Source organism: Hahella ganghwensis DSM 17046 (genome assembly GCF_000376785.1).
Lineage (GTDB): Bacteria > Pseudomonadota > Gammaproteobacteria > Pseudomonadales > Oleiphilaceae > Hahella > Hahella ganghwensis.
Genome location: NZ_AQXX01000043.1, coordinates 1 through 10,119, shown reverse-complemented (window position 1 = coordinate 10,119; position 10,119 = coordinate 1). Strand labels below are relative to the sequence as shown.

General features: G+C 43.9%; 14 protein-coding genes. 12 read left to right on the top strand and 2 right to left on the bottom strand.

Annotated features, from left to right (window positions below; translation table 11 throughout):
• On the bottom strand, positions 1–229 hold a 229-nt coding region (locus F566_RS0101080), incomplete at its 3' end, for an IS5/IS1182 family transposase (RefSeq protein WP_020405130.1).
• Between the two features lie 102 nt (positions 230–331).
• On the opposite strand from F566_RS0101080, the gene F566_RS0101075 reads away from it, so the two are divergent.
• The 10 genes from F566_RS0101075 (at position 332) to F566_RS0101030 (ending at position 6,952) form a co-directional block, all read left to right on the top strand.
• A complete protein-coding gene (locus F566_RS0101075; protein ID WP_083920971.1) occupies positions 332–853 on the top strand; it encodes a DUF3592 domain-containing protein in 522 nt (173 codons plus the stop codon).
• Between the two features lie 812 nt (positions 854–1,665).
• On the top strand, positions 1,666–1,794 hold the full coding sequence (locus F566_RS38105; RefSeq protein WP_157496551.1) for a YHYH domain-containing protein: 129 nt from the start codon (positions 1,666–1,668) through the stop codon (positions 1,792–1,794).
• Positions 1,795–1,931: 137 nt separating this feature from the next.
• Entirely contained in the window at positions 1,932–2,192 is a 261-nt protein-coding gene (locus F566_RS31510) for a hypothetical protein (RefSeq protein WP_020405126.1), read from the top strand.
• 55 nt (positions 2,193–2,247) lie between these two features.
• On the top strand, positions 2,248–3,294 hold the full coding sequence (locus F566_RS31505) for a YaaC family protein (RefSeq protein ID WP_020405125.1): 1,047 nt from the start codon (positions 2,248–2,250) through the stop codon (positions 3,292–3,294).
• 468 nt (positions 3,295–3,762) lie between these two features.
• Positions 3,763–4,485 carry a hypothetical protein gene (locus F566_RS0101055; protein WP_020405124.1) on the top strand — a complete coding sequence of 241 codons (723 nt, stop codon included), beginning with the start codon at positions 3,763–3,765 and terminating at the stop codon, positions 4,483–4,485.
• A gap of 71 nt (positions 4,486–4,556) precedes the next feature.
• Positions 4,557–4,988 carry a ribonuclease E inhibitor RraB gene (locus tag F566_RS0101050; protein WP_020405123.1) on the top strand — a complete coding sequence of 144 codons (432 nt, stop codon included), beginning with the start codon at positions 4,557–4,559 and terminating at the stop codon, positions 4,986–4,988.
• 117 nt (positions 4,989–5,105) lie between these two features.
• Positions 5,106–5,591: a hypothetical protein gene (locus F566_RS0101045; RefSeq protein WP_020405122.1), complete on the top strand. Its 486-nt coding sequence runs from the start codon at positions 5,106–5,108 to the stop codon at positions 5,589–5,591.
• Between the two features lie 120 nt (positions 5,592–5,711).
• Positions 5,712–6,107, top strand: a complete 396-nt coding sequence (locus F566_RS0101040; RefSeq protein ID WP_020405121.1) for a hypothetical protein — start codon at positions 5,712–5,714, stop codon at positions 6,105–6,107.
• 209 nt (positions 6,108–6,316) lie between these two features.
• Positions 6,317–6,481, top strand: coding sequence for a hypothetical protein (locus tag F566_RS36645; protein ID WP_020405120.1), 165 nt, complete (start codon positions 6,317–6,319; stop codon positions 6,479–6,481).
• 66 nt (positions 6,482–6,547) lie between these two features.
• A complete protein-coding gene (locus tag F566_RS0101030; protein WP_020405119.1) occupies positions 6,548–6,952 on the top strand; it encodes a hypothetical protein in 405 nt (134 codons plus the stop codon).
• Between the two features lie 78 nt (positions 6,953–7,030).
• Here F566_RS0101030 and F566_RS0101025 read toward each other — a convergent pair whose 3' ends face one another.
• On the bottom strand, positions 7,031–8,038 hold the full coding sequence (locus tag F566_RS0101025) for a glycoside hydrolase family 5 protein (protein ID WP_020405118.1): 1,008 nt from the start codon (positions 8,036–8,038) through the stop codon (positions 7,031–7,033).
• Positions 8,039–8,523: 485 nt separating this feature from the next.
• Between F566_RS0101025 and F566_RS36540 the strand changes: the two genes are divergently transcribed.
• Positions 8,524–9,792 carry a trypsin-like serine protease gene (locus F566_RS36540; protein ID WP_020405117.1) on the top strand — a complete coding sequence of 423 codons (1,269 nt, stop codon included), beginning with the start codon at positions 8,524–8,526 and terminating at the stop codon, positions 9,790–9,792.
• Between the two features lie 121 nt (positions 9,793–9,913).
• Positions 9,914–10,119, top strand: a 206-nt coding sequence (locus tag F566_RS0101015) for a transposase domain-containing protein (RefSeq protein WP_020405116.1), incomplete at its 3' end; no start/stop codon positions are given.

The following is a 10,119-nucleotide window of genomic DNA, read 5'->3' as shown; positions in this document are numbered from 1 at the left end:
CCATGGCAGGATCGCTGAGGTTATAAAATAGCTGCATGCAGTGGACACGAAGCATGGTGGATAACGGATACGGAGGGCGGCCGTTCTCGCCCTTGGGGTAATAGCGGGCGATCTTCTTTTCCATGCGTTTCCATGGGATCAGCTTATCCATTCGCTCCAGAAAGATTTCCCGGCGGGTCTTACGCTTCTTATTCTGGTATTCAGCTTCGGAGAAAGTCATCTGATCCATGGATAGTATTCCTGATGAGTGAAGTTGGCCGTATTATGACTGATTTGGGGAGTTATTCAGAGCCTCCCTAGACACCTACCAGCCGTTCTTTGTTAGAGTTTCATGAGAAATCCGGGCTGGGAATCAGTAATACAACTAGAGGCTAATGATATGTTTTTTGAAATGCTTGGAAGCGGGCCAAGTGTACTGTCATATATTTTTATGGCAATAGGATTCCTTGCCTGTCTCATCTATGTCATTAGCCATAGCAATATAAACTTTGGTGAAAAATACAAGCAAACCGATGGAAAAATCACCCGGTCAGAGCTTGTGAGTTATCGAAGTCGTGGTAAATCGTACTACCGACCAGAAATTACTTATGAGTATATTATTGATGGTGAAAAATATACGAATACACGCATCTATAAAAATGTTCGCATTCTTGGAACCACTCAACTGAACAAAGTTGAAGAACTGCTTCTCCAATATTCACCGGGCGCAGTAGTGAATATTTACTATTCACCCTCTAATGAATTTCAGTCTTGTTTGCAAGAGTCTACCAAGTTAAGTGTCCAGTTACTGATTACAGGCATTATATTTTTTATTGCTGGCGTTGTACTCAAGAGTGGAGTTATTGATTTTTAGCTTGTTGCGCACAATGAAAGATTTAGGAACGTCATAAATTTAAAGCAGCAGAAAGCCCCTCCGCTTTCCCGCGATTCAATGGATGAGGCAATGGTACCCGCGCGCGCAGCGCATGGGGGACCAGGATTTTTCGATCGATATAGGAATAGTTCACCAGTGGAATATTGGGACTTCGAGGGCTCGCATAAACAATGTTTAGCTGCGCACGTATTTGCGCATCAGACTACCCGGATAATCATCAATGACGTCTTGCGAGACCGGACCCGCCAGATCAATAAATTCGATGCGGGGATAAATTTTGATCGCATTGTAGATCGGACTTGGGAGGCTCGTATATGGGTCTGATCATGTTCTCTCAAAATACTCTGTCATCATAAGAATAGTCTCGTTTTGGGTACCCACTTCCAGGCGGTAACATTCATCAGGTCAGACTTCAGCGCTTCCGCGAATCACGAATTAAGTTCCGCAATTCCCGCTATTCCCAATCCAGATAAGTTACTAACTATAAGTTATAAAAAATCACCTTTCCAAATGCCGATAATCGTCTAGTCTGAGAAAAATAGGGTGATCAAAAAATGATCATTCTGGTTCGATGAAGGATGGTTCAGCAGAAAGCCATCCTGTAAGCCCTGGAAGTAGATGGATTGAAGTATGGCTGTTGAATACGAAATCAGGAAGTTTAGGGAACTGTCTCTGCGGCTTTGTTCTTTCCTCTACCTTTCTAATCAGAAGATCAATCTAACAGTTATTGTTGTGTGCACCTTGTTTGTAAATCAGGGGCATCTTTGTGCATACATGATGGAGAATGAATTATGAGAAAGTTATTCATTGCAATGTTATTGGTGGTAGGTATCTCTTCGTTTGCTATGGCTCATTCAGGTGGAACTGATAGTAATGGGTGTCATAGGAATCATAAAACTGGGGGGTATCATTGTCATTAGATATAGCTAGTAATACTTGAGTTATGAAAGGGCTGTCATGGTATTACATATGTTTTAATCAATTTCTGATGGTTGTTTTGGTTTGTTTATAGGGAGTGAATATGGTCAAAATATAAATCAATGGAGAGGGGCGTGACTTGTCTGAAATAAAGCCGAGCTGGATAATTGATCAAGTAAAAAAAAGACAAAGAGATGAAGTTTCAATATGCCTAAAAATACATGTTAATAGAGATAATGTTAATATTGTTCTTGCTTGTGGTGATTGTCCTTCCGGAAGAGGAGGGAAAGTTCTGAATGAGGATGAAAAAAATATAGTTAAAGTATGGGAGAAACTTGGTTGTAGCGGAGTTCCTATTAATCCTGGAAAGATAATCGCGTTCATAAATAGGATAGAGTAAATTTAGTTGAGTGTGTGATGTGATTAGTGTTAATTGATTAAGATTTTGCATTTTTATGTGGGTGAAAACTGTGGGGCATGATTTAATTTTGCTTAGAAAGTCTAAAATAAGACCTCATAAGGCTTTTGTTATGCCAGACTTTGAAGCACCCACGGTATTGGTGTCTGATAAGTATGATTATGTTGAGCTTTGGCTTAAAAGAAACTCAAACCGAAAAGCCAGGATATTGTGGCAGCAAGCAGAAAACTTTTATAGAGCTAGCCTTTCGATGCCTAATGAGTCTAGAGCTATTCTGGCCTACTACTGTATTCTCAATGCCGTAAAAGCATTACTTGAAGCTAAAGGGATTAAGTACTCGCAACTACATGGAGTTTCGGGAAAATCTACCGGTATGCGAACTTCACTATGTAATGAAATCTCTACAATAAAGAGCAATGGTATATTTTTTTCTATCAATAAGTACTACGGCTCAAATTTTTCGGGGATTGACGTATCATTGAAGAATGTTATGTATAATATTCCGTTTGTTCATAGAGCTTATACTGTTACTTACAGATGCTCTAAAGAATTATTTATTCCGCTAAAAGATCCTCACTTTGTTCGGCAAAATGGTGGTTCTGAAGCTTGGTTTTGTGCTGAAATTGCAGATGAAAAATACTGCGATAATAAAGTTATGGATCGTCAGAGGGGGTGGGAGATAGATAAGAGTGTTAGTGATAAATTTATAATACGCAGAAAAAAACGGTTTAGGTGGGATGAAAGTTTAAATTCGAAGGAAGATAGAATTAATGAGCTATTATCTTATCATCAAAAAATTAGGCGAGATATAAAATACATACATGGTGATCAAAGGCTTTGGTATTATAAAAGAAATGATAGAGCCTCTGACCTATTGAATTGGCCGGTACCATCTTTAATATTTGTTGCTATGCATAGATTAAGCGAATTGACGCGTTATGACCCTAAAAAGCTTCTTTGTCATTTTGAATGCCAGCATAACTGGCTTTTAACAGAGTTTATGAACAAAGCTACAGACAACTTTATTGACCAGATAGCTAGTGATATAACTGGGCGCGAGTTAATGGTGCCCGGATATAGATAATAAAATTTAAAAAGAATCTTATCTATTTTTTATTCTAGAAATCTAGGCTCCAGCCAGCGCACAGTAATATCCTCGAGAGCCGTCAGTGTCCCCTCCGAATATTTAAAGCTGAGAGTTTCAATTCCATCAACCTCAACAGCTATAATCGACCGTGTATTGCCTAATAACTCAGGCGTAGCCGAAGCAACAGGGTTTTGCTCTATATATTCACAAACGTCAATTCAGACCGGCTCTTCAAAAAAATGCCTGCGATTTTTCATGGAACCCTGAATAGACATATAAAGAGAATAGGTTTTATCATCTATGAGTTTTGATAGAAGCTTTTAGAGTTGATCTGCTACAAATGGGTCTACCCCGTTGATTAGCTTTAGACAGGTGTCAGACCCGCAGGGTCAGACACCCTGGTAATATATAGGACGCATTTTCGAGCGATCTATCTCAGGATTATTTAATACCCAAAGGAAAATTTTGACGAGTATAGACAACCTGCCATTACTTAAAGTGGAACCGGTCGATTTCAGAAAGGCTTTATCTGTAGTAAACAGAACCAGGCGTTTTGTCATCTACATTCCGAAACTACATGATGGTGGCGAACCATTAGTGTATCCCGAAGGCTGTGATCGGGCTGGTCAGCTTATGACTCCCGGTGTCCAAGGGCAACCAGATCGCGGTGTTGTCTTTTTTAACGGCAAAGATCAGGCGTGGCAGTCGGTCAAGGGGATTGGTGAGGATACGATTCTGGTGAATGATGTCTCTGATGAAGAAGCGGATTTACTCTTAAAGAAGTACCGGGAGCTGATCATTGAGCACGAGCAAATAGGAACAACTCAAATTAAGCAGTTTTTAGCGTATGCGACCCATGAATTGGGTATTGTTGATTTCTACAATAAACGACGTTTTAGCGTCGAGCGGGATATGGCAGTCATTCATCAAGACAATCCCTTTTATATGGAAGTTAAAAATCCCGCATTGCATAAGGCCATCTACGTTCCTGATGGCTTTACATTTGACGGCCCTGTGAAACAGGTATTTCCTGAGGGGGCGGTGATTGTGAATAAAGGAAAGTACTCCTGGGGAGTGGATAGCGGTGTATTTCTGAGAAGTTATCGGGCGCTTGTTAGTTGTAAAGAGAGAAAGTTGGGCAGTCTTGAGCAAGAGCTTGGAATAAAGGGGCGCACTAAGAGGGTTTAGCCAGTTTTTCCCTTAATCTTGGCGAGAAAGGTTTGGGTATCGATAGTGTCTGAAAGTAGGGAATAGAGTTTATGGTGCGAGTTCTAGTATTGCTGATGTCACTGCTTACATTTGGCGTATTAGCAGAAGAGCAGGGGATGGCGGAAATTCCTGGGAAAGTGATTTATATCGACCAGTTAGAAGATATGTTTTCCAGAATTCGGGCGAATACTGATTGGGATATGTCAGGTGAAATGCTGTGGGGGTATTTCTTTATCCATCACGAGCCTGCGAAATTGGAAGCGGTGAAGAGTGTGCTGGAATCTCAAGGTTACCGTTTTGTTGATATCTACCTATCGGAGAAAGAAGACCCTGCTGAGCCTGATAAATATTGGCTGCATGTTGAAAAAGTAGAAGCTCACACCCCTCAAAGCCTGGATAGAAGAAACGACCTATACAAACTTGCACATGAGCAGGGGCTGGATTCCTATGACGGGATGGATGTCGGCCCTATTGAAAACTAATTTTCAATACGGTCATTCATTTGATATTGCTCTCCAACTGACCCGTTTTACAAACAAATGGAGGTGACAGAATCCCGGTGCATACGAAGATGCGGTTTCATTAGGAGAAGATTCAGAATGGTAACACAAACACCTCAATGGACGGCTGGAAGCTCTCCGGGGAAAGCCGCCAATGTCCACTTTCTGGTGGCCATTCAATATCCGACAGGTCTAGTTTACGATGTATTGCCCTGGGTTTATGAACCGCCGGGAGAGTACTTCTGGCGTGGCTTGGATAGTGCTGCAGCGAAAGTGGTTGGCTTTATTGAGTTAACCCGGGCGATTGAGTGGGCGACAGGGGTAGGAAGCCAGCAGGATATTCAATCTGCGGACAGTGCAGGAAAGCTTGCATGGAAGAAAGGCCTGCCGGAGGACAAGAGTATCGGGTATGTCGTGTCACTACCTTCCCACTACAATCTGTTGACCTGGATCGAGGATGGTAAAGACAGTGAATGGCTATTCCCTACTCGAGAGGCGAATCCAGCGGGTTATGACCGCTATGTCCCATTACCGGATTTTCTGCGTTATGTCGGCGAAAATCTGAAGTTCTCTGAGCTCTCCTGATCGGGGCTCATGTTTATTTGAAAAGGTTCCAGATTCAGACGTAGTTTGCTGAGTCAGGTACCTTTTTCCATTGGGGTAATGGCACTTCACTGTATTGGTTGTATCAGGAATTCGACTTGAATGATTAGATTGCTCGCATTCGTTCTTATAGCTCTGACGATGACTTCATGTTGTGACGTCGATTATGAATTTGAGCCAGAGGAGCTGGCGGCGAAATGCTCCAGGGAAACACTTGAAAAAGTGGCTTCGCCTAACGGTCGAAATTACATTTCAACAATACGATTTAATTGTGAGGGAGACTATCCCTATAAATCCGGAATCCTGTTGCATTCGGAGCGAAAGGATAGCTGTTATGTGGTGAGTTCTCCCATTTACAGGATGTCGGAGGACATTACCAATGCGGGTATTCAATATGAATGGGAAAACAATTGGACCGTTATTGTCAGGGGGCTTGGTGGAAGTGGTACACAGTCGGTAATTGAAGATGTCACGGTTCTCTATAAAGATTCTGAATAGAACATAGGAGAGTCATTGGTAGGGGGCGAGTATCCGGCTTGGGTACAAGTTTACCGGGCCTGACATCCTTTACATTCTTGTGATCGTTTTCCTCATTCTCTGAGAGTTTTTATAACACAACAATCTGACGGCATATTCCGTACAGAGGCGCGTTCTTTATTGTTAGCTGTATGTAGTCATCATGTTCTAACTATAGAAGGAGCTTCGGTATGCCATTTGATTACGGTACTGCTGCGCAACAGACTGATCAGACCTCGTGCGGGTGTTGTACATCGGCATGGGGGCTGAAATCCCTCCACGAACAAGGTCTTGCCGCAGGCAACCTGGTTTATGACGACAATACCCAATTGCCCAATCAGAACAATGCGACCTAATGGGATTACGACGATGATGAGCTGGAGTTGGACTTACATCCTATTCGGGAAGCCAGTGGTTACACAATGCCGAGTAGTATCGTTGACACGATACTCCGGAACTCCCACGGTATTACCTTGGTGGTTGAAACCACGCCTGGCATCGAAACCCTGTTTGGAAAAATAGGGTACGGTCAGGAAGTGACAGACCTGAAAAATGTGGTCGCCAATTATGCTAATGCCTCCCATGTCTATCTGGATTCCTATGTCAGACGACCTTTTGCCAGACATCTCTTCTCCATCGGCTTAATGGCGCGAAACGATGGCTCCCTGCATTGGTTGTATCAGGAATCCGGCAATGGTTCGTGGTGTGACCCTGGGGCTCCCGGTAACCGTCACTGGTTTAAGGCGCATACGGCATTCTCTTCGGCAGATCCGACCAACTTCGTGTTCGGGTCTGCCGTTGGAGTGAATATCTATGTTTACCGATGAAGATATCTGTGCCGACGTTTCCAGGACAGGTGTCTGACCCTGCGAGTCTGACACCTTGGGGAGAAACTGTAAGGCAGCTTACCGGTAGCGCAGTTTATCTCTGACCCAGACGCCGGATTCTTTCATGTTCTCCGTAGTCCATTGGCCACTGGCACAGGTGCCGCTGTTCCAAACCGCACCTGAGCGGAAATCATCGGAGAAGTTCCAGTTGGTCCAGCCGATTTTTTTGGTATTCATCAAGTCATGAAAACGCTGGGCCATGACGAAGTCATTATCACCATCTCCTGTGTAGGTTTGTGATCCCCACTCGGTGACGAAAATCGGCAGGCGGTCTGACGCCTGATCCAGCTCATTCAGATAGGCATCCTGATGGGAAGCCGCATAGAAATGGAATGTATACATGATATTGCTGTGTTGCACCGGGTTATTGATGATATCCCAGGATGAGCGCCCGTCAGAAACTCCAAGAGAACTCCAGCCATGGGTGCCGATAAAAATCGAGGCGTCGTGATCGATATTCCGGATGACCGGGATCATTTGTTCCGCGTAGTTTTTAATGGCTGACCAGGAAACGTCGTTGGGCTCATTGGCAACATCATAAATGATATTGACCTGATCCTTATGCCGGTTAGCTATATCGGTAAAGAACTGTCGTGCATAATGCAGGTTTGCGTTGGGGTCTCCGGGATCAAGCTGATGCCAGTCGACCAATGCGTACATGCCCCGTTCAGATGCTTCATTGATAAGTTGGGAGACCTGATTGGTGTAACCTTCCGGATCCGTTTCGTATCCGCCTTCCTGCACATAGAGTGAAATACGTAATATGTCGGCCTTCCATTCATCAGCCAGTACGTCCAGAGATTTCTCGGTCAAGCAATGACCCCAGCCATACCATTGAATGCCGTGAGTACTCATACCACGCAACTGTACCGGTTGATTGTTCTGGTCACATAGTTGGGTCCCACAGACATGTAGTTGGCCATGTTGCTCAACAGGCGTCTCGGCGTGACTGGTGGTCGCGAGAAAGGCGAGACTCAGACAGAGGATGGCCTGGTTTATTCCAGGCACAATAACGTTCTTATACATGGGGGTTCCTTCCTTTGATTTGAATCGGCTATTGATTTGTAGAAGCCATGAAGGGCATCAACAATGTTGATGAGGTGTTTCATTTTTGAACAGTATTGTCTTGTCTACCTTACCTCAATATCTGGTTTTCACCATTAGGCCATTGACCTTAGACCAGCTGTCTAAGTGGAAATTCGAGACCATGCAATCGAAACCTGATAGCCGGGGCGAAATTTTTTATTCTCCTTATGCCTATATCCTTTGGACTAATAAAAGAGGGTTTTGCTTAAAAAAAGCGCAATCAATGCTGTTTTTTGTATATTTAGTGAACAGTGATCAATTTAAGAAAATCTATTTTAATCAATTAATTAGATTAACTTTTTGTTAGGTGAAATTGCTAATGTAATAAAGTTTTTATTTTTATGACAATGCGCCCCGGTGTCGAGGTGCGGGCATGTATATCACCGCGGCACTCTTATGTTTCTATCATGGTAATTGAGGAACTTATGCCATTTGTCAAAAAAGTAGTGGGACAAAAAACGCTTCTTAAAAGCAAACTGTTAGCACTTTCTATTCTTGGGACGATCAGTAGCTCAGGTATGGCTATCATCAACGGGTCAATTGTCGATGAAAGCGAAACCCCTGCCTGGATGGTCGCGCTGTTGGCAACGAAAGACTCTGTGGGGGACGTTGCAGCGAGTGATCGACAATTTTGTGGTGGTATGCTGGTCGCCCATGACTGGGTATTGACTGCAGCTCATTGTGTTAACTCCACCGCACCAACCGATATTGAAGTCGTCATTGGTACCAACGATCTGGATAGCCTGGATGATGAAACCCTGCGCCAGAGCGTTCAGACTCGTAAAGTGGACAGAGTGCTGATCCATCCAAAATATTTCGATAACGAAAGTCCCTGGAGACGACTGGGTATTCTCGAAAATGATATCGCGTTGGTTCGTCTGAAAGACCTGGCTGACCCCAGCACTCCGCTGGCGCAACTGATGCAGGATGCCCCTGCTACCGCTTCTGCTTCAAAGCTTTATGGCTGGGGACTGGCCAAGGAAGATAAAGAGGACGTGAAGTCGATTGAATACAACGGCTACAAGGCGGAAATTGAAGAAGTTGTGGAAGAGGGATACAGCTATTCCTGGCTGGAAAGCCTGGAGGTTGAACTAAACACAGCAGATGTTTGTAAAACCAGTTTTCTGCCAATGTTTGAACAGGCGGTGGAAGAGCAGAACAACCAGCTTCCTGAAGTGGAAAAGAATCTTGAGAACCTGAACGCGATCAAGCACTTCATTTCTCTGGATATCAATGACCTGGTGGATCAGATCACCGAGGTGAGAGAGAAGCAGGAACTGGCATTGAGTGCTGATGATATGGCTGAGTTCAAGTCTTTGAGATCAGAAGAAGCCACACTGATCAGTGACTATGAGTTACTGAACGAGACATTGGAGCAGGTGTCTTCGAACAGTGATGAGATTACTGGCGAGATTCATGAGGTACCTGCGACCGTTCAGTACCTGAAAAATAACCATGTCATTCCAAGTAACAGTTTTTGTGTTACGCCGATCTATGATCCCAACTCAGGTCCCTGTAATGGCGACAGTGGTGGCCCTCTGGTCGTGAATGACAACGGTGTTGAAAAACTAGTCGGTATCGCGAGCTTCGTCGGCGGTGGTTGTGGAAACCCAGACTCTGGTAGCTTCTACACTGGTGTATACCGTTATATTGACTGGATTGAAAAAACCATGAAAGCTAACAGAGCCTATTAATCCGGTTTGTTAGTCATAATCAAAAATGCCTGGCTGATGCCGCAATGCTGTTCACTTAAGTGTTTGAGTTAGCGCAGGGCTTAATAGAAAATCCAATGATGGAAACATCATCGGATTTTTTATGGATTTTCAGCAAGACCTGCTCGACCTCAGCGACCTCTTTAACTTCTCAGACCTCAGCTCATTTACTCAAAACATCCCCGTCGAATGGGTTGAATCTGCACTGCGTTTGAGTGCCTCCGCGACGATTAGAAGGCGCCGACTACCATCAGACCAAGTACTTTGGCTTGTCTTGGGGATGGCAATGTTTCGGGATGAACCCGTGCA